Source organism: Amycolatopsis tucumanensis (assembly GCF_021654135.1).
Taxonomy (GTDB): Bacteria; Actinomycetota; Actinomycetes; order Mycobacteriales; family Pseudonocardiaceae; genus Amycolatopsis_E; species Amycolatopsis_E tucumanensis.
Genome location: NZ_JAKGSD010000033.1, coordinates 40,190 through 59,357 on the forward strand (window position 1 = coordinate 40,190; position 19,168 = coordinate 59,357).

Here is a 19,168-nt window from a genome sequence, read left to right on the forward strand (position 1 = left end):
TCCTTGACCCATTCACCACTCCCGGAAGCGAGGCGAAGTCCGTGACCAACACCCTCGACAGGCTTGCTCCCAGCGAAAGCCAGGACCTGGTGTCGCCGGGCCCGGTCGACACTGAGCGCGTTGCCGATCTTGTCGGCCAGCTCCTCGCCGCGATCGGCGAGGACCCTGGACGGGAGGGTCTGTCGGACACGCCGGCCAGGGTCGCCGCGTGGTGGCGCGGGTTCTTCTCCCCGGAGCCGTCGGCCGCCCCGACCTGCTTCCCCGAGCAACATCTGAGCGGCCAGTTGGTGGTGATCGGCGGCATGAGCGTCTGGTCGCTGTGTGAGCACCACCTGCTACCCATGAACCTGGACGTCGCCATCGGTTACGTACCGGACGGCGAAGTAATGGGCCTGTCGAAGTTCGGTCGAATCGCACAGCAATACGCGGGCCGCCTTCAGGTGCAGGAGCGCTTCACCCGGCAGGTAGCCGACGAGATCGCCGTCGTGATCGGCAGTACCGACGTGGCCGTCGCGGTTCGTGGCACGCATCTGTGCATGAGCGCGCGGGGCGTGCGGATGGAGGCAGCTCGTACCACCACACTGCAGGCCCGCGGCCGATTCGAGAGTGATCCTGTGCTCTCCCAACAGTTCCTCGCCCTCGCCACGGACAGGTGGAGGGTCGCCTGATGGCCAAGAGCATCGCCTTCTCCGCGATCGCCCCGCCCGACTACCTGAACGTCTTCGTCGCGCAGGAGCCCGCCAGCGTCCACCACGTGGCGGCCCAGCGTGTTCTGACCGACGCTGCCTACCGCGCGTTCTTCCACCGCGAGGCGCAGCGGGGTGCGGAGATCATTGTCGACAACGGGGTCTTCGATCTCGGCCACGCCCTGCCGGCCGCCGACCTGATCGCGGCGGCCCACATCGTGGACGCCCGCGAGATCATCCTCCCGGACGTCATGCGCGACGGGCTCGCCACCATCAAGGCCAGCGACGAAGCCGCTCGCGAGATCCTCGACCTCAGCGACGAGTTCCGCCTGTGCGTCGTGCTGCACGCGGCAGACGATCAAGAGTGGCTGCGCTGCTACGACTACTTCGCTTCCAACGAATACGTCGGAGCGATCGCGCTGCCCGCATCACGACGTCCCGCGCCCGAAGACCAGCTCTGCCGCACCCGCTGGGCGGCCACCCGGTACCTGGAAGACCACGGCATGGTCGAGGACCGGATCGTCTATCGGCTGCTCGGCCTCGGCCGCACCGGGCACCTGGAACTCGTCGAACAGCGCGAGCACGAATGGATCGCCTCGGTCGACGGCGCCGCCCCGGTCATCCTCGGCGCGATGGGCATCGAGATGCTGCCCGACGGTCCCTACGAGAAACCCCCGACCCCTCGAATCGAGAATCTGGGTCGGATCCCCGAAGAGCGGTTCGACTTGATCCGGCGGAACATCGCCGTCGTCCGCGAAGCGGCGGGTAGTAGCGTGCGGATCCCGGAGGCGGCCTGATGAGCCTCCTCGCCAACACAATCCCGACCGCGGGAGCCAGCTCGGCGTTGCAGACGTCCCCCATCGCGGTGGACGGGCACACGATGGCCCCGGACCGCCTTCTGCGCTACCTACAGATCAAGGTCCACCACCTCATCCAGGACCACGACTGGGACAGCATCCACGTCGTCGGCGGCTACGACCGCGAAGCCGTGATCTCCACGCACGAGAAGACCGGCAAGCTGTTCAACTTCGAGCGCCCCACCGCCGAGGTCCACGGCCGTGACCTCATCGTCAAGGCGTTCCCCGGTGCCGACTACGTCCACCACTACGCCCTGATCATCGCCACGTACCTGTCCATGACAGGAAAACCGGCCGACACGGTCACCTACGAGTTGCCCGACCCGATGTTGTCCCGCGAGGCGGTGGCGAAGCTCGGCCTCGAACTCGATGGCGACCTCGTGATCGTCGGCTGGGGCCTGGCGCACCTCGCTCCTGCCGACGGAGCGTGGACCTACGGGCACGGCTACGCCTGGCAACGCGCTCAGATCCACGGCCGACGAGTGGTCTACCTCGGGTTCCTCCACAGCATCTGGGGCGACGTCGCCGGACGCGTGGTCACGCGCCTGGCCGAGCTCGGTGCCCGCGACGTCGTCTACGTCGGCAAAGTCGGTGCGCTGAACCCCGACATCGAGCCCAACACGCGGCTGGCTACCGGAAACACAAGCCTCGTCGGCGGCAGCCTCGTGGCGTGGCCTGACTTCTTCGGCGACTTCGCCACCGCCCAACCAGGCGTGCACACCGGCATCCACGTCACGTCACCCTCGATCCTGCTGGAGAACAGGGACTGGCTGACCGAGCACGCCGAGCACGCATTCGTCGATCCCGAGATCGGCCCTATGGGAGTTGCAGCACGCGACGCCGGGATCGATTTCGGCTACCTGCATGTCATTTCCAACAACCTTGCTCGCCACTACCCCGCGGACTTGTCCAACGAGCGTCACAGCGACGTTGTCCGGCGGCGCACCGTCCTAATTAGACAGATTCAAGACATCGTCGCCAACCGACTGGCCGCCCGGCCGATCTGATCCCTTGGAGCGCACCAACATGACGAACGCAGCACCACTTTTCAACCCTGCGCGCGGGCGCGAGATCACGGTCGTCGGCATCGACGGCGCGGGCAAGTCCACCCTCGCCACCCGCCTGCACCAAGCGCTCAACGAGGCCGGCCACGAAACGATCCTGATCGGCAAGCACAGCACCGAAGTCCCGATGGACGCCGAGTTGTCCGCCTACGTCGACAGGCTCAACGCATTGGTCTATCGCCGCGACGCGCGCGTCGCCCAGGCGTGCGGCGATCACTACTGGCTGCTGGCGCTGGCCGCCTGGTACACCCTCCAGGACAAACTCGTCATCCAGCCCGCCCTCGCCGCCGGAACCCACGTGATCCTCGACAACGCCCACCACAAGATCCTCGCTCGCTACGCGGTGAATCCCGACGTCTCCACCAGCCTGGCCGAGCAGGTCTTCGCCCACCTCACCGAACCCGACCTGGTGTTCTTCCTGCGCATCAGCGCCCGCGACGCGCTCGCCCGCAAGGGCGAATTCAGCTCCCTGGAAACCGGCCACTCCGGCGGCGCGGACGAGGACTTCATCCGCTACCAGGACACCGTTCTCGCGAAGCTGCGCGAGCACGAGCAGCGCGGCGGATGGCTGTCGATGGACGTGACCGACATGGACCGCGACGCGGTCTTCAAGACCGCTGCCGAAGCGCTCGCCGACCGCCTCCAGCTCGCCATCTGACCCCGCCAACAGTCATCACGAGGAACGCACCATGCCAGCGACCCGACCAACCGGCGGCGAGTACGTGTGCCACGGCATCACCTGGGCGACAGGAAATCCCCGGCTGCTGCTGGCCCCGCTGCCCGACGGGCCGCTGGTCTACGCCGAGATCATGAACCAGCGACTCGGTTTTGCGGTCGGTACCGGCCGGTGGTGCACCGGCCGGTACCAGTTCGCCGACACGGTGCGCGTCGAGGCCCTCGCGTGTCCCGACCGCGCGCCGACCGAGCAGGGCGACCAGTGCGCTCGGTGCTTGCGCCAGGACGAGTTCCGCTTCGCCCACCAGTTCCACCAGGACGGCAACGTCCCCGCGGCCCTGCGCCAGTACATGGACCAGCCGCACTGGCTCTACCTCGCCACCTTCGCCGACGGCGCCACCAAGGTCGGCACTGCAGCCGAACCACGCAGGCAATCCCGCCTCGACGAACAAGGCGCCCTGATCGCGACCTATCTGACCAAGAGCGCCGACGGCCGCGCCGTACGCCACCTCGAAGACGCCATCACCCGCGGCCTGCAGGTGCCCCAGACCATCCGGGCCTCGACCAAGCTCAAGGCGCTGGCCAATCTGACCGACCTGTCCACCGCGAGCGCGACCCACGACCGTCACGTCTCCCGCGCCGCGGACGCGCTCGCAGCGATGAACACTCCGGCAATGCTGGAGACGTGGACTCCTCCTGCCGAAGGCGACCGAATGCGCGTCGCCGACGGCGTACGGATGCTGTACCCACACGATCTGCGCGACGGTGAGCACGGCTTCACCGTCGTCTCGTGCGTCGGCACCCAGGTGCTGGCCGCCCTGGACGGTGACGACGAAGTGGACTACGTGCTCGACCTCGGCACCCTCAAGGGTCGCCGCATCACGCTCGGCCCGTTCACCTCGCCCGCCGCCGCCTTCCAGAACTCCCTCTTCTAACCGACCCCGGCTCGTCGCGTCCGTCCGCAACGAGCCTGGCCTGCGCCCTGAAGCGAGGTACCCGCGATGGCACCACTGGACGCCCTTCTCGGCTGGGACGAGGACACCACTGCCGAGGCGTACGCCGCCTTCACCCGTGCCTTCCCCATGTATTCGGCCACCAGCCGGGACCTTGCTCGCCGCGCCGATCTCACCGACAGCCGGCTGGTGGTCGACCTCTGCGGCGGAGCCGGCGCGACCGCGGAGGCAATCCTCGAACTCGTGCCGATCGACGCCCAGGTCGTCTCCCTGGACAACGCCGCTGCCATGCAGCGCGTTGGCCGACGCACCCTGGCCGACCCACGCCTGAGCTGGGTCACCGCACCAGCCGAAGATCTGGTCGGCCACGTTCCCGGCGCGGCAGACGCGGTGGTGTGCAACTCCGCGATCTGGAAGACCGACGTGCCACAGGTGTTCGCCGCCGTCCACCAGGTCCTACGACCCGGCGGCCGGTTCGTGTTCAACGTCGGCGGCGGCTTTGCCGGCGTCCGCCACCCCGACGAGACCAATGTGCGCACCGGCCCCTCGCTGAACACCTTGATCCGTCAGGTCGCGGCCCGTGACCACGGCTACGCCCCGCCTCCAGCCGCCGAGCCAGCTCCGAAGCTGCCACTGGACACGATTGCCGACCACCTGTCGGTCGCCGGACTGACCGTGCTCGACACCGAGGTCGTCGCCCAGCGCAGCACGATGGCCGAGAAGAAGGCGTGGTTGTCGATTCCGGTCTTCGCTCGACCCGACGGGGACTTCACCCACGCTCAGCGGATGGACATCCTCGACAAGGCGTACTCGCTGACCACGCCCGACACGCCTACCGTGACGAGCTGGCTCGTGGTTGTCGCACAGCGACCCAGGGAACTACGTTGACCGCCCCGCCACCGACCAGTAGCCACGGCAGCAGGATCAAGTACTGCGACCACGCGGCCGTCGGCGTGCTCATCTCCTCACCGGACGGGCTGCTGGTCTTCGAACGCGCGAGGCCCCCTGCGGGGATCGCGCCGGTCGCTGGTCATGTCGACCAGCACGGAGGCCCCGAGCAAGCCGCCCGCATTGAGGTCGCCGAGGAAGTCGGCCTGACCGTCACCTCACTTCACCTGCTGCTGACCGCATGGCGGCCCAACCACTGCCGCCGACCGACCAGCGACCGCGTGGGCCATCAGTGGTGGATCTATCGGGCCCAGACCTCTGGCCCGATCCGACCCTCTGCCCAAGAGGTGCGCGCACCCCGATGGCTGCACCAAGACCAGCTCCAGCAGCACGCGCACCGCACCGCGGCCTACGCCGAAGGGCAGCTGAGCGAGGAGCAGTTCACCGCGAAGCCCGGCTTGGAGCCGGTGTGGGTTCGATTCCTGCACGAGCTCCAACTGGTGACGCTGCCCGACGACATCCTGAGTCTGATCGACAAGGTCCTCTGACCGTGCACCGGCGACGGGTCTCAGCGCGCCCCCACCACGTTCCCCGCTGCCAATCGGCGTACGTACGCGCGGATACGTTCGCGGTCCTCGGGGAACACGCTCTCCCACGTCTCGTCCAGGTCAACCCACCTCGATGGCTGCCCAGTCTCCCCGCCGAGCGGCACGTCGCGGTCGACGACGGCGCCGTAGGACAGGCTCAGCGTCGGCGCCCAGTCGGCGCGGAAGGAGCGGACAGCCACCGCGGCCGGCATAGGCAGCAGCTCGCCCGCTACGCCGGCCTCCTCCACGAGTTCACGAGCTGCGGCTGCCCGCGGCGTCTCGCCTGGCTCGACCTTGCCGCCAGGCGGCACCCATCCGCGCACGCGGTGCCGTACCAGCAAGACGTGGCTGTACGTCGGGTCGGTGACCCAGACCTCGGCCGCGAGCGGCTTCAGCAGCGACTGGTGGGCGTGGAGCCACGTCTGGGCGTCATCGAACTCCATCGCGGCAAGGCGAGCGTCCGCGACCGCCGCTTCCACGGTCAACTGGTCAATCACCTGACCCAGCCTAAGCCGACGTCGCAGCCGACCCGGACATTGCAGGGGGACAAGGCCCGCCGTGTCCTGGCCTGTGAAGGAACGACCCGGAGGTTGGATGCCCCGAATGGTGGAATCGTCAGCGACGAGTCGCGATATTCATGCAGGTCAAGCTTGGTGACGCCTCAACCGCGCCTCCACGGCACTGCCCGAACGCGCTTGATGACATGGCCCATTCGCAGTTGACTACCTCGGGCTGCGCCGAGAGGGAGGTGCTGCCTTAGCGGCGCGCTCTGTCGAGAGCATTTCTGCCCGAACAACCCAGGGTGTCCGCCCTGTCTCATATCTGGATGCGTCGTAACCGGGCCATGCTGACCATGGCCGTCCACATAGTTGATCGTTGAACTAGAAGGGAAGCGATGGGCACCGATACCACCACCGTGTCGCCGGGGTCGCTGCGCGCGGAGATGGTCGCCAAGGTCCGCAAGTCGGGATACGCGCAGCTCAGTGAGGTCGCGCGGGTCCTGCTGGACACACCACGTCATGAGTTCGTGCCCGACGCCCCACTGGCCACTGCCTACGACCCGTGGCAGGCGGTGATCACCCACCGGTTCCAGGATGGCCGGTCGTTGTCCTGCGCGTCGGCGCCGTGGCTGGTCGCGGCGATGCTCGACCAGCTTCACGTCCAACCCGGCAACCGCATCCTGGAAATCGGCGCGGGAACTGGCTACAACGCCTGCCTGCTTGCCCAGTTGACCGGCCGCGCGGACCTGGTGACCACGATCGACATCGACCCGGACGTCACCGCGAAAGCCAAGCGGGCCCTGACCGCCACCGGCTACGGCGACGTGCATGTGATCACCGGCGATGGTGGGCTCGGCTATCCCGACCACGCCCCGTACGACCGCATGATCGCCACCGTCTCGCCGTGGGACATTCCCGCGCAGTGGTGGCAACAGCTCGCGCCCGGAGGACGGCTGGTCGCCCCGCTGCGCTTCCCTGTCAAGTCAGCGTGTTGAACCGTTTCGTCGGGCGGTGGTGGCGTTCCCAGCCGCCGCTCGGACCGATTAACGTGGGTGCTGAGGGTGCTCAGCCGGTGCGCGAGCCGATGGTCAGGGTGACGGATTGGGATGTGTCTGCGCGGATGAGGGTGGCCGGCACCTTCTGTCCTGGCTGGGTGTGTCGGAGGGCAGCCAGGAGGTCCTCGACGCTGCGGATTGGTGTGCCGGCGAATTCGGTGATGACGTCGCCGGTGCGGATGCCGCTGGCGGCGGCGGGACCGCTTTGGTCGATGCCGAGGACGAGTGCGCCGTGGTCGGTGTGTACGCCGAGTTTTTGTTGGATGTCGGGGGTGAGCCGGCCGAGTGAGATCCCGAGGTAGGGGTGGGTCGCGGTGCCCTTGGTGAGCAGCTGGTCGGCGATGTCGGTGACGGTGGCTGAGGGGATGGCGAACCCGAGAGACACCGCCCCTGCGGCGGGTGGGATGTATGCCTCGTTGATGCCCACGACCCGGCCTTGCGTGTCGAGCAGTGCACCGCCGGAGTTGCCGGGGGAGATCGAGGCGTCGGTTTGAATGAGGTCCACAAGGGACTGGGTTTGGCCGGCGGATCCGGGGATCTCGCGGTGCAGCCCGGAGATGATGCCGGCGGTGACCGAGTTCTCGAAGCCCAGGGGGCTGCCGATGGCCAGGGCTCGTTCACCGGGCCGGGGCAGGTCGTTGCGGTACTGCGGCACGGGCAGGTTCTTGCGGTCGGTGCGCACGACGGCGAGGTCGGTGATGGTGTCGGTGGCCAGGACGGTGCCGGGTGAGCGGGCGCCGTCGGCGTAGGCGATGGTGACCTCTCGCTGGGTTCCCACGACGTGCTGGTTGGTGACCACGACGTCCGGGCGCAGGACGACCCCGCTGCCCAGGTCCTGGCCTGCCTGGACGGTGACCACGCTGGGGCTGACCCGGTCGACCACGTCGGCGTACCCGGCCCCTGGCCCCGCGGGGGCCGGGGTGGTGGTGGTGGCGTTCGGCTGGGCGGGATTGCTCGATCCGGTCGTGCAGGCTGACAGCGCAATGGCCGCCGCCGCGACTGCACCGCAGATCCGCGCCGTTCGAGGGCTAACTGTGCTGTTCATCGCGCGAGGCTCCTCATCGTGGGGGCCAGTGCACCCGCCCAACTCGACCGGGGCGCGGGGCGCGCTGGACCCGACGGGCCGGCCGCTACCTGGCTGGCTAGCTGCCGCAGGCGGCGGATGCGCTCGGCGGTCGGCGGGTGGGTGCTGAACAGCGCCGCCACCCCGTCGTCGCTGAGCGGGTGAGCGATCATGAGGTGGGCGTAGGCGGCGTGTGGAGCGTCGGCGGGCAGCGGCAGCCGCCGTGTCCACTGGTCGATCTTCTGCAGGGCGCTTGCTAGAGCGAGCGGGTCGCCGGAGAGATCCGCGCCGTCGACATCGGCTTGGTATTCGCGGCTGCGGCTGATGGCGAGCTGGATCAGCCCGGCCGCGACGGGGGCGAGGATCAGCATCAGCAGCGCGGCCACCGGGTGGGGTCCGTCGTCGTCCTCGGTGGACGAGCCGATGGGCAGGAACAGGGCGAGGTTGGCCAGGCTGGTGAGGATCCCGGCCAGGGCGGCGGCGACGCTGGAGGTGAGGATGTCCCGGTTGTACACGTGGGACAGTTCGTGGCCCAGGACCGCGCGCAGCTCGCGTGGGGTGAGCAGACGCAGGATGCCGTCGGTAACGCAGACCGCGGCGTGGCGGGGACTGCGGCCGGTGGCGAACGCGTTGGGCTGGGCGATGGGGCTGACATACAGCCGCGGCATCGGCTGGCCGGCACTGGTGGCCAGCTCGCGCACCATCGCATGCAGCTCGGGTGCCTGCGCTTCGTTGACCGGGCGGGCGGCCATGGCGTGCAACGCGATCGTGTCGGAGTAGAAGTAGGCGGCCCCGTTCATCACCAGCGACAGCACGGTGGCCACGATGAGTCCGGTGCTGCCGCCGAGCGCGTAGCCGATGGTGAGGATGAGCGCGGTGAGCACACCGAGCAGCAGCGCGGTCTTGAGCGCGTTGGTGTAGCGCCGCACCATGAGGATTCACCTCCCGTTGTCGTCTGGTGTTGTGGGTTATGACCCGGTGCCGGCGGCTACTCGGTCGGCCGGGTCCTGGCTCGGGCCGGTGTTGGGGTTGTCGAAGCTGACCGTCAGCCCACCGTCGGATAGTCCGATGTGGATGGTGGCGCCGTCGTGCACGTCGCCGCCGAGCAGGGCGCGGCCGATGCGGGTTTCGACCTCGCGGGCGATGAACCGGCGCAGCGGTCGGGCGCCGTAGACCGGATCGAACCCTTGCTGGGCGATGAAATGCCGCGCCGGGTCGGACAGATGGAGGGTCATCCGGCGTTCGGCGAGCCGGCCGCGCAGCTCGTCGGTCATCAGCTCGACGATGCGCTCGATCTCGGCCTCGGTCAGCGGTTTGAACAGCACGATGTCGTCGATCCGGTTGAGGAACTCGGGCCGGAAGTGCCCGCGCAACGCCGCCATCACCCGCTCCCGCGCCTCCGGTTTGATCTCCCCGCCCGCCGTCGCGCCCTCCAGCAGATATTCCGAGCCGATGTTGGAGGTCATGATGATGACCGTGTTGCGGAAGTCGACGGTGCGGCCCTGGGCGTCGGTGAGCCGGCCGTCGTCGAGGACCTGCAGCAGCGTGTTGAACACGTCGGTGTGGGCCTTCTCGATCTCGTCGAACAACACGACCGAGTACGGCTTGCGGCGCACCGCTTCGGTGAGCTGGCCGCCCTCCTCGTAGCCGACGTAGCCGGGTGGGGCGCCGACCAGGCGGGAGACGGTGTGGCGTTCCTGGTACTCGCTCATGTCCAGGCGCACCATGTTGTCGGCGGTGTCGAATAGCGCCGCTGCAAGGGTTTTGGCGAGTTCGGTCTTGCCGACGCCGGTGGGGCCGAGGAAGACGAACGACCCGATCGGGCGGCGCGGGTCCTTGATGCCGGACCGGGCGCGGATGATCGCGTCCGCGACCAGTTGCACGGCCTCGTCCTGGCCGACCACTCGCTGGTGCAGGATTTCGTCCAGCCGCAAGAGTTTGTCGCGTTCGCCTTCTTGCAGGCGGGACACGGGGATGCCTGTCCAGCGCGACACGATCGCCGCGATTTCGTCCGCGGTGACGACTTCACGCAACAACCGCTGCCTGCCCTGCTTGGCCGTCAGCTGCTGTTCCTCGGCGTCCAGGCGGCGTTCCAGCTCGGGCAGCCTGCCGTGACGCAGTTCGGCGGCACGGTTGAGGTCGTAGTCGCGTTCGGCCAGCTCGGCGTCATGGCGCACCTGGTCGATCTCCTGCCGCAGCGACTGCACCTTGCGCAGCGCGGCACGTTCGGCCTCCCACTGCGCCCGCATGGCGTCGGCTTCGGCGCGCAGGTCGGCCAACTCCTTGCGCAACTCCGTGAGCCGGGACTGGCTGGCCGGGTCGGTTTCCTTCGCCAGCGCCGCTTCCTCGATCTCCAGGCGCATCACCCGCCGGGTCAGCTCGTCGAGTTCGGCCGGCATCGAGTCGATTTCGGTGCGCAGCATCGCGCAAGCCTCGTCGACCAGGTCGATGGCCTTGTCCGGCAGGAACCGGTCGGAAATGTAGCGGTGGCTCAAGGTCACGGCGGCGACCAGGGCGCTGTCCTGGATCTTCACGCCGTGGAAGATCTCCAGCCGCTCCCGCAACCCACGCAGGATCGAGATCGCGTCGGCCTCGTCCGGTTCGTCCACGAGCACGGGCTGGAAGCGGCGTTCCAGGGCGGCGTCTTTCTCGATGTGCTTGCGGTACTCGTCGACCGTGGTGGCGCCGATCATGTGCAGCTCGCCGCGGGCCAGCATCGGTTTGAGCATGTTCCCGGCGTCCATCGCCCCTTCCGCGGCGCCGGCACCGACGACGGTGTGCAGTTCGTCGACGAACAGCAGGATCCGGCCCTCGGCGGCTTTCACCTCGTTGAGCACGGCCTTGAGCCGCTCCTCGAACTCGCCGCGGTACTTCGCGCCGGCGACCAGAGAGCCCATGTCGAGGGCGAAGACGGTCTTGTCGCGCAACCCTTCGGGCACGTCGCCGCGGTGGATGCGTTGCGCGAGGCCCTCGACGATGGCGGTCTTGCCGACGCCGGGGTCGCCGATGAGGACCGGGTTGTTCTTGGTCTTGCGGGACAGGATCTGCACCACGCGGCGGATCTCAGCATCACGCCCGATGACCGGGTCGAGCTTGCCTGCGGCGGCGTCGGCGACGAGGTCGCGGCCGTACTTGTCCAGCGCTTCGTAGGCGACCTCGGGCATCGCGGAGGTGACCCGCTGGTTGCCGCGGATCGCGGTCAGCGCCTGCAGGAACCGGTCGCGGGTCAGGCCGTGCTCGTGCAGCAGCCGGCCCGCGGCGGTGGTGGTCCCTTCCTCGATCAGCGCGATCACCAGGTGTTCGACGGAGACGTACTCGTCTTTGAGCCGCTTGGCCTCGCGCTCGGCGGTGTCGAGCAGCCGGACCAGCCGCTGGGTGAGGAAGATCTGCCCCGGTGCGGCGCCGGGCCCGGACACCTTGGGACGGCGTCCCAGTTCGGTCTCCAGCGCGGTGCGCAGCGTGTCCGGGTCCGCCTGGGCCTGGGCCAGCAGCCGCGGCACGAGTCCGTCCGGGTCGTCCAGCAGCGCCAGCAGCAGGTGCTCACCGTCGACCTCGGTGTGGCCGAAGCGCACCGCCTTCGTCTGGGCGTCGTGCAGTGCCTGCCGGGATTTCTGGGTCAAAGGGTCGGTCTTGTCCACGGGTCACCTCCACGGTTGTCGTTGACTACGGCGCAGCGCGCGTTCCAGCTGGTCGACCCGGTCCAGCAGATCCAGCACCAGCCCCAGAGCGGCGTAGTTGACCGAGAACGCGGCGCGCAGTCGCTGCATGCGGGCCAGCCTCGCCAGCTGGTCCGGGGCGAACCACAGCGCCCCGGCCCGGTCTCGCTCTGGGTCGAGCAACCCGAGCGCGACGAACCGGGTCACCAGGTCCGGGTGGGTGCCGGTGGCGCGGGCGAAGGATTCCAGGTCCAGCCACCCACGCCGGTTGTGGTCGGGATCGCGCTGGTAGCGGATCAACGCATAGCTCATCGGGGCACCTGGGATCGAACTGTCGGTCATGACCGCCTCCTCGCCGACGTGCCGCGGGGGTCGAAGGTCGAGGCTGTGGCCAGTTCGGCGAACAGCCGGCGCTCGGCGTCGGTAAGCCGGTCGGGTACCACGATCCGCGCCTCGGCGTAGAGGTCACCGGCCTGGCCGCGCGGGTGGGGCATGCCCTGTCCGCGCAGCCGCAACCGCCGGCCGCTGGAGGTACCCGCCGGGACCTTCACCTTGGTCTGCCCGCCGGGGGTGTCCACCGCGACCGTCGCGCCCAATGCGGCTTCCCATGGCGCCAACGGCAGATCGACGGTCAGGTCTCGTCCGTCGACGCGGTAGCGCGGGTGCGGTGTCAGCCGCACCACCAGATACAGGTCGCCCGCTGCCGCGGCGTTGCCGATGCCCTGGCCGCCTTGCCCGGCCAGCCGGATCCGCTGCCCGTCGGTCACCCCGGCGGGAATGGTCACCCGCAGCGTGCGCGGCCCGTCGGGGCCGGGCAGGGTCAGCGAACGCTGCCCGCCCCGGTATGCCTCCTCGACAGTCAATTCGAGTTCGGCCTCCTGGTCCGCGCCCCGCACGGACTGCCCGCGGGCGCGGGCGGTGCGCTGGCCGAAGATGCTGCCGAACAGGTCCTCGACATCGAACTCGCCGCCGAACCCGGCACTGAACGGCGACCCGCCGAACCCTCCGCCGGGCCCGGTGTTCACCCAGACCCGCTCACCACCGGAACCGGACCGCGCGCCGGTGCCGGCGCGGGCGCGCTGCCAGGTCTCGGGGTCGACGCCCTCGGGCACCTGCCGGAAGTCCGGCCCGAACGCGTCGTAGCGGCGCCGCGTCTCCGGATCGGAGAGCACCTGGTACGCCTCGGAGACCTCCTTGAACCGATCCTCGGCCCCCGGTTGCTTGTTCACGTCCGGGTGGTACTTGCGCGCCAGCGTGCGGTAGGCGCGCTGGATCTCCTCCTGACTGGCGGTGCGCGACACCCCCAGCGCCTCGTAGAAGTCACGAGCCACCGAGCGTCACCCCCTGTCCCGCTCGTCTCGGGATCCGTCATCGGCGGCGCGGGCGGCGACCACGACCGTCGCCGGACGTAGTTGCCGGTCGGCGTCACCGTAGCCGGGGCGCAGTACCTCGACCACGGTGCCGGGCTTGGCCTCGGTGTCCGCGCGGGTGGACACGGCCTCGTGCCGGGTCGGGTCGAACGCCACGCCGTGGTCGTCGCGGCGTGGGTAGCCCAGTCCGGCCAGCACCGTCAGGGCCTGGTCGCGGACCGCGCGGATGCCCTGCACGATCGAGCCGGGGTCGGCGTCGGCGTGGGTCAGGGCGAGGTCGAGGTTGTCCACGACCGGCAGCCAGGCCGCGGCCACCCGGCCGCGCTCGTCAAGGCGTTGCCGTTCGCTGTCTCGGGCTACCCGCTTGCGCAGGTTGTCCAGCTCCGCGGCGGTACGCCGCCACCGGTCTTCCAGCTCGGCCACTTGTGCCCGCAGCCGAGCCACCTCGTCCTCGGGCTCGGCCTGGTCGGCCGGGGCGGCCGGGTCGGTTTCGGGAGCGGGCGGCTCGGCCCGCTCCCGCACGAACCGCTCCTCCCGCGGCTGCTGCTCGCCGACCGTCGCTCGGCCGCCGGGGTCGAGGTGCTCGCCGGGGCCGGAGCGGATGCGGTCCTCGGCCATGGCGTGCCCTCCTCTCACTCGCTGGTGAACTCGGCGTCGATCACGTCATCACCGCCGCCGTCCCGCCGGGCGCCGCCACCGGCCTGATTGCCGGCGGTGCCTCCGGCCGCGGTATCCAGGCCGTAGAACAGCTGCTGCAGCTCCGAAGTCAGCTCCCGCAGCCGCTCGATACCGACGGTGTCGTCCTTGACGGCCTGGTGAGCGTCGCCGATGAGTAGCTCCGCGCGGGCCTTCTCGTGCGCGGGCGCGGCGTCACCCAACTCACCGAGGCGCTTCTCGACCTGGTAGGCGATGGTGTCCAGGGTGTTGCGGGCGTCGACGCGCTCGCGGATCTTGGCGTCCTCGCCGCGGTGCCGTTCGGCGTCGGCGACCATCCGCTCGACCTCACTCTGGTCGAGGTTGGAGCTTTCGCTGATGGTGATGGTCTGTTCGGCGCCGGTGTCCTTGTCCTTGGCGGAGACGTTGAGGATGCCGTTGGCGTCGAGGTCGAAGGTGACCTCGACCTGCGGCACCCCACGCGGGGCGGGCCGGATGTTCTCCAACCGGAACCGGCCCAGCACCCGGTTGTCCGCCGCGCGTTCCCGCTCACCCTGCAGCACCACCACATCCACGGCGTTCTGGTTGTCCTCCGCGGTGGAGAACACCTCGCTACGCCGCGCCGGAATGGTGGTGTTGCGCTCGATCACCTTGGTCATCACCCCGCCCAGGGTCTCCACACCGAGCGACAGCGGAGTGACGTCGAGCAGCAGGACGTCGGACATCTCGCCCTTGATCACCGCGGACTGCAGCGCCGCGCCAAGCGCGACGACCTCGTCCGGGTTGACCGTCATGTTCGGGTCCTTGCCGCCGGTCAACCGGCGCACCAGCTGCTGCACCGCCGGGATCCGGGTCGAACCGCCGACCAGGATCACCTCGTCGATGTCGTTCGCGGTCACCTTCGCATCCGCCATCGCCTGCTGCACCGGGCCCATGCAGCGCTCCACCAAGTCCGCGGTGAGCTGGTCGAACTTCGACCGCATCAGCGTGGTGTTCAGGTGCTTCGGCCCGCCGGCGTCGGCGGTGATGAACGGCAGGTTGATCGTGGTCTGGGACACCGAGGACAGCTCGACCTTCGCCTTCTCCGCCGCCTCGTACAGCCGCTGCAGCGCCTGCGGATCCTTGCGCAGGTCGATGCCGTAGTCCTTGCGGAACTCCTCGGCCAGCCAGTCCACGATCCGCCGGTCGAAATCGTCACCGCCCAGGTGCGTGTCGCCGGCGGTGGCGCGGACCTCCACGACCCCGTCGCCGACGTCGAGCAGGCTGACATCGAAGGTGCCGCCGCCCAGGTCGAACACCAGCACGGTCTCGTTCTTCTTCTTGTCCAGCCCGTAGGCCAGCGCCGCCGCGGTCGGCTCGTTGATGATCCGCAGCACGTTCAGCCCGGCGATCTTGCCGGCGTCCTTGGTCGCCTGCCGCTGGGCGTCGTTGAAGTACGCCGGCACCGTGATCACCGCTTCGGTGACCTTCTCGCCCAGGTACTTCGACGCGTCGTCGACCAGCTTGCGCAGCACCGCCGCAGAGATCTCCTCCGGCGCGACCTGCTTGCTACGCACATCGAACCGTGCCGCGCCGTTCGGGCCGGACACCACCTCATAGGACACCGTGTCCCGTTCGGTGGCCACCTCCTCGAACCGACGGCCGATGAACCGCTTCGCCGACGCGATGGTGCCTTTCGGGTTCAGGATCGCCTGGCGGCGCGCGAGCTGCCCGACCAGCCGCTCGCCCTGGTCGGTGTACGCCACGACCGACGGGGTGGTGCGGCTGCCCTCGCTGTTCGGGATCACGGTCGGCTGGCCGCCCTCCACGGTGGCGATCACCGAGTTGGTGGTTCCCAGGTCGATACCGACTGCCTTAGCCATGAGAAGCGCCTCCCCTCACGTGATCAGGACTGGCTGGTCTGCAGCAGTTCGCGGGCGCGTTCGGCGTGCGCGGGGTCGACCAGCACCTCGTAGCGGTCGGCGATCAGCTGGCTGGCCGAGAGGAAGTCCCGGCGGCCACCGGAGAGCGCGTGCCAGATCAGGGCCGCCACGGCGCCGACCACCGCGCCCCACAGCAGCGCCCACAAGATCACCGCGAACCACGCGACCGCGTTGGTGGTGAACAGCGCCAGGAACACGCCGAACAGCAGCCCGATCCACAGCCCGTTGAGGGCGCCCAGCCCGGCTGCCTTCGGATATGTCAGCCGGCCCAGCACGTCTTCCACCAGGCGCAGGCCCACGCCGCTGATGGTGGTGTGCTCGACCGGGAAACCCTTGTCGGACAACGAGTCCACCGCGCGTTCCGCGTCGGCGTAGTTGTCGAACCCCGCCACGACCTCCCGGTTACGGGAGCTGGTCACCTGAGCCAATCGAGCCATTGCTTCCGCCTCCCTGCTGTTGTGAACTCGCCTTCGATGGGTCTCTCCGCCCCACGAGCGCTACTACACGCATGCCGCGCGTAGCGGGAGAGAAATCACCGGCCAACCACCCGCATACCCGCCGCGGCTCGCACCAACCGGGCTTGCGGTCACCGCCGCGGACAGGTCGACGGGGTCGCCCTGTCGGCTGGTGCGGATGCTGCACCTAGCGGGATGCCACGGGACTGCGGTGCCGGTGTCGGTCGCCGTGCCTGCTGCGCGCCGTGCGGCTGGGGTTGCTGCCGTGCGCCGCACCGCCGGGATGGAGCACCCGCTCACCAGGCAGTCGGCGTGGCGCGCGGTGCGCACCGTCCGGTGTGGGCCAGGGCGCGGTGGGAGCGCTGGTCCGGGGCGGTCGATGCGGGGCCGGCACCAGCTGGGCGTCGGCGAGCAGGTCGAGCTGGTTCAACGTCGCCGCGACGTGCCCGGCTGCCTCGGTGATCACCACCGGAACCCTGAGCACGTCACGGAGCAGGCGCAGCAGCAGCCCGAAGCCGGTGAAGTCCAGGCGTCGGACCCGGTGCAGGTCGATCACGACCTGCCGGGCGCCGCCGGTGCGCAGCCGGGCCAGCCACCGCGGCAGGTGCCGGGCCAGGCGCTCGGCCTGCTCCGCGCTCGGACGCAGAATCCATACGCCGTCGCCGGAGTCGGCCAGCACGCGCCCGGCGGGCACCCCGCTGGCACTGGTCCCACGGTCACGCGTGCACGCCTGCGGCATGAGCCGGTTCGTGCCGGTGCGCGCTGGCCGGGCGCCGTGCCCGGTGCTCGGCGCGGGCGTCGATACGAACGTCGGTGCACTCGCCATCCCGAACACCACCTCCCATCCTGGCGTCCGCGAGCAGAGCGGGATGAGTTGGCCGTCGTTCACCCAACAAGACGTGCACGACTCCATCCCGTGTTCCCGACACCACCCGTGTTTGTGACTCAGATCACATAAATCTTGAGTCGGATAGGCTCAACTTCGGGAACAAGAGGTGGCTCATGTTCGTCGTGGTGGATGTCCGGCCGCCGGGGCGACAGGTTCTGGCGGACGCGGTAACGACACGTGATCGAGTTGTGGAGGTGAGAGCCATGACGCTGCCTGCTGTGCGATCGTCGAGCTCGCTGCGGCACTGGGACCCGTTCCGGGAGTTCGAGGACCTCTACAGTCAGATGGGCCGCTGGATGGACTCGGTGGCCGGTCGCCTCGACGAGGGCGTGCGGGCCTGGTCGCCGCTGGCCGACGTGACTGAGACCGAGGACGCCTACCTGGTCGAGGTCGAGCTGCCCGGGATCAAGCGCGACGACATCACCATCGACGTGGTCGGCACCGAGCTGGCCATCAACGGTGAGGTCAAGGAGAAGGAGCGGCAGGGCTGGTTTAGGCACCGCACCCGCCGCACCGGCCAGTTCGCCTACCGGGTGACCCTGCCGCAGGACGTGAACGCCGACAAGATCGAGGCCACCCTCGACGAGGGCGTGCTGACCGTCCGTGTGCCCAAGACCGAGGCGGCCAAGCCGCGCCGCATCGCGATCAGCGGCAAGTGACCATCCCCAGGCAGTCCACCGGCAATGCCCGCGCCACCTGCCCCGCCTAGCACAGCCGCGGGTCGGTGGCGCGGGCGTTGCTGTGGCTGTGAGAAACCGGGCTGCTAGCTCGTCGCGGCTCCCGCGGTGGTGGCGTCAAGCCGGAACTTGGTCAGGGCGCTGTCGAAGGTGTCCTGTTCGTGGGCGGAGACCAGCATCTCGGCGACGTCCCGGAGTTTGGTGTTGGTGTTCTGCGAGGCTCCCTTGAGCAAGTGGAACCCGCCTTGGGCGTCGCAGCCGAAGTGGCGCATCAGCAGGCCCTGGGCCTGTCCGATCGTCTGCCGGGTCTCCAGCGCCACCTTGAGGTGGTCCACCAGGCGGCGGCTGTCGTGGAACAGTTGCGCGTTGTCGAACACCACGCCGGCGTGCACCGTCAGCAGCAGCGCGACGTCGTGGACGGTCTCGTCGAATCGGTGCGGCTCGTCGGAGAACACCGTCAGCACCGCCGACCCGCCCGATCCGCCGCAGCGGCGGGTCGGCACCGGCAACACCAGGACACTGCGATAGCCGTGCTCGGCCAGACGCGCGCTGAACCGCGGCCACCGCTGATCGGTGTGCGTGTCGTCCACCCGGCGAGGTTCGCGATACCGCAACGCTTCCACGAGCGGGCCGTCACCGGTCAGCATGTCCTGCGTGGGCGCCGCTGCACCCGGCGTCGCGCAGGCCGCCACCACGTCCGCTTGCTCGGCCCGCGCGCCGGTCATGGTGACGGTGACCGCCGCGCAGCCCGGCACGGTGCGCAGCACCCGCTCGGCAAAGCGTCCCAGCGCGCCCGTCACGTCGTCGTCCTCGACCAGCCGCGACACCTCGGCCAGCTCCTGGGAGATGGTCAGCAGCTCGGTTTCGCCGGTCATGCGCACAAACCCCTTTGTCGCGGCAACGGCCACGGTCGCGCGGACTCAACCCCGGCCTGCCGCGGGAGCGCCGGAGGCGACCTTCATCGCATCCGATGCTGCGCTGCTGAACACCGACCGTCGATGACCGTACCGAAGTATCGAGGTCGCCCCCGACGACCCCAAGTCTTGGCACCGCCCGCGCCGACCGCAACCCTGTCCAGCGCGCCGCCTCCCCGACAGTGCTTCGCCCTCTGGAAACCGGGCAGCGCCGTCACTAGCATGTCGGTCAGCTCGCGGTTGTGCAGTCAGCCGGGACGTGCTGCAAACCCACTCAGGTGGAGCAGGACAACCAGGCCCATC

At 69.3% G+C, this 19,168-nt stretch carries 20 protein-coding genes; 9 read left to right on the forward strand and 11 right to left on the reverse strand.

The genetic code is table 11. The annotated features are described in order from the left end of the window. The first annotated feature begins 41 nt into the window (after window positions 1-41). The 7 genes from folE to L2C96_RS28055 all read left to right on the forward strand — a co-directional run bounded on the left by folE (window position 42) and on the right by L2C96_RS28055 (window position 5,671). Entirely contained in the window at window positions 42-668 is a 627-nt protein-coding gene (folE, locus tag L2C96_RS28025) for a GTP cyclohydrolase I (protein WP_199542610.1), read from the forward strand. Next, a complete protein-coding gene (locus L2C96_RS28030; protein WP_110341284.1) occupies window positions 668-1,483 on the forward strand; it encodes a hypothetical protein in 816 nt (271 codons plus the stop codon). The genes folE and L2C96_RS28030 overlap by 1 nt, the downstream gene beginning before the upstream one ends. Beyond that, window positions 1,483-2,550: a hypothetical protein gene (locus L2C96_RS28035; RefSeq protein WP_199542608.1), complete on the forward strand. Its 1,068-nt coding sequence runs from the start codon at window positions 1,483-1,485 to the stop codon at window positions 2,548-2,550. Before L2C96_RS28030 ends, L2C96_RS28035 begins: the two co-directional genes overlap by 1 nt. A gap of 4 nt (window positions 2,551-2,554) precedes the next feature. Continuing rightward, window positions 2,555-3,265: a dTMP kinase gene (locus L2C96_RS28040; protein ID WP_199542606.1), complete on the forward strand. Its 711-nt coding sequence runs from the start codon at window positions 2,555-2,557 to the stop codon at window positions 3,263-3,265. 31 nt (window positions 3,266-3,296) lie between these two features. Further along, the gene (locus L2C96_RS28045; protein ID WP_098085328.1) at window positions 3,297-4,217 is read left to right on the forward strand and encodes a DUF2797 domain-containing protein; all 921 of its coding nucleotides are present in this window, start codon (window positions 3,297-3,299) and stop codon (window positions 4,215-4,217) included. A gap of 66 nt (window positions 4,218-4,283) precedes the next feature. Then, a complete protein-coding gene (locus L2C96_RS28050; protein ID WP_098085325.1) occupies window positions 4,284-5,123 on the forward strand; it encodes a class I SAM-dependent methyltransferase in 840 nt (279 codons plus the stop codon). Further along, on the forward strand, window positions 5,120-5,671 hold the full coding sequence (locus L2C96_RS28055; RefSeq protein WP_098085322.1) for an NUDIX hydrolase: 552 nt from the start codon (window positions 5,120-5,122) through the stop codon (window positions 5,669-5,671). Before L2C96_RS28050 ends, L2C96_RS28055 begins: the two co-directional genes overlap by 4 nt. A gap of 20 nt (window positions 5,672-5,691) precedes the next feature. Here the strand turns inward: L2C96_RS28055 and L2C96_RS28060 are convergent, their stop codons facing one another. Next, entirely contained in the window at window positions 5,692-6,207 is a 516-nt protein-coding gene (locus L2C96_RS28060) for an NUDIX domain-containing protein (protein ID WP_269467510.1), read from the reverse strand. Window positions 6,208-6,605: 398 nt separating this feature from the next. On the opposite strand from L2C96_RS28060, the gene L2C96_RS28065 reads away from it, so the two are divergent. Beyond that, the gene (locus L2C96_RS28065) at window positions 6,606-7,205 is read left to right on the forward strand and encodes a methyltransferase domain-containing protein (RefSeq protein WP_098085319.1); all 600 of its coding nucleotides are present in this window, start codon (window positions 6,606-6,608) and stop codon (window positions 7,203-7,205) included. Between the two features lie 70 nt (window positions 7,206-7,275). On the opposite strand, the gene L2C96_RS28070 is transcribed toward L2C96_RS28065, so the two are convergent. The 9 genes from L2C96_RS28070 to L2C96_RS28110 all read right to left on the reverse strand — a co-directional run bounded on the left by L2C96_RS28070 (window position 7,276) and on the right by L2C96_RS28110 (window position 17,211). Continuing rightward, the gene (locus L2C96_RS28070) at window positions 7,276-8,310 is read right to left on the reverse strand and encodes a S1C family serine protease (RefSeq protein WP_205215107.1); all 1,035 of its coding nucleotides are present in this window, start codon (window positions 8,308-8,310) and stop codon (window positions 7,276-7,278) included. Beyond that, window positions 8,307-9,260: a M48 family metalloprotease gene (locus tag L2C96_RS28075; protein WP_098085316.1), complete on the reverse strand. Its 954-nt coding sequence runs from the start codon at window positions 9,258-9,260 to the stop codon at window positions 8,307-8,309. The genes L2C96_RS28070 and L2C96_RS28075 overlap by 4 nt, the downstream gene beginning before the upstream one ends. Before the next feature lie 36 nt (window positions 9,261-9,296). After that, window positions 9,297-11,966 carry an ATP-dependent chaperone ClpB gene (clpB, locus tag L2C96_RS28080; RefSeq protein ID WP_098085313.1) on the reverse strand — a complete coding sequence of 890 codons (2,670 nt, stop codon included), beginning with the start codon at window positions 11,964-11,966 and terminating at the stop codon, window positions 9,297-9,299. Between the two features lie 3 nt (window positions 11,967-11,969). Beyond that, entirely contained in the window at window positions 11,970-12,326 is a 357-nt protein-coding gene (locus L2C96_RS28085; protein ID WP_098085310.1) for a chaperone modulator CbpM, read from the reverse strand. Beyond that, the gene (locus L2C96_RS28090) at window positions 12,323-13,315 is read right to left on the reverse strand and encodes a DnaJ C-terminal domain-containing protein (RefSeq protein ID WP_098085307.1); all 993 of its coding nucleotides are present in this window, start codon (window positions 13,313-13,315) and stop codon (window positions 12,323-12,325) included. Before L2C96_RS28090 ends, L2C96_RS28085 begins: the two co-directional genes overlap by 4 nt. A 6-nt stretch (window positions 13,316-13,321) precedes the next feature. Beyond that, the gene (locus L2C96_RS28095; protein ID WP_098085305.1) at window positions 13,322-13,972 is read right to left on the reverse strand and encodes a nucleotide exchange factor GrpE; all 651 of its coding nucleotides are present in this window, start codon (window positions 13,970-13,972) and stop codon (window positions 13,322-13,324) included. A gap of 14 nt (window positions 13,973-13,986) precedes the next feature. Beyond that, complete coding sequence (gene dnaK / locus L2C96_RS28100; RefSeq protein ID WP_098085302.1) at window positions 13,987-15,870, reverse strand: molecular chaperone DnaK; 1,884 nt, start codon at window positions 15,868-15,870, stop codon at window positions 13,987-13,989. A 23-nt stretch (window positions 15,871-15,893) separates the two neighbouring features. Then, a complete protein-coding gene (locus tag L2C96_RS28105; RefSeq protein WP_236808363.1) occupies window positions 15,894-16,349 on the reverse strand; it encodes a YflT domain-containing protein in 456 nt (151 codons plus the stop codon). Window positions 16,350-16,572: 223 nt separating this feature from the next. Further along, window positions 16,573-17,211: an STAS domain-containing protein gene (locus tag L2C96_RS28110; RefSeq protein ID WP_158559783.1), complete on the reverse strand. Its 639-nt coding sequence runs from the start codon at window positions 17,209-17,211 to the stop codon at window positions 16,573-16,575. A 266-nt stretch (window positions 17,212-17,477) separates the two neighbouring features. Here L2C96_RS28110 and L2C96_RS28115 point away from each other — a divergent pair, with 266 nt between their 5' ends. Next, window positions 17,478-17,933 (forward strand): Hsp20/alpha crystallin family protein, encoded by a 456-nt coding sequence (locus L2C96_RS28115; protein WP_110341272.1) that lies wholly within the window; start codon window positions 17,478-17,480, stop codon window positions 17,931-17,933. Between the two features lie 104 nt (window positions 17,934-18,037). On the opposite strand, the gene L2C96_RS28120 is transcribed toward L2C96_RS28115, so the two are convergent. Further along, a complete protein-coding gene (locus tag L2C96_RS28120; protein ID WP_220818364.1) occupies window positions 18,038-18,826 on the reverse strand; it encodes a GAF and ANTAR domain-containing protein in 789 nt (262 codons plus the stop codon). Between the last annotated feature and the right edge of the window lie 342 nt (window positions 18,827-19,168).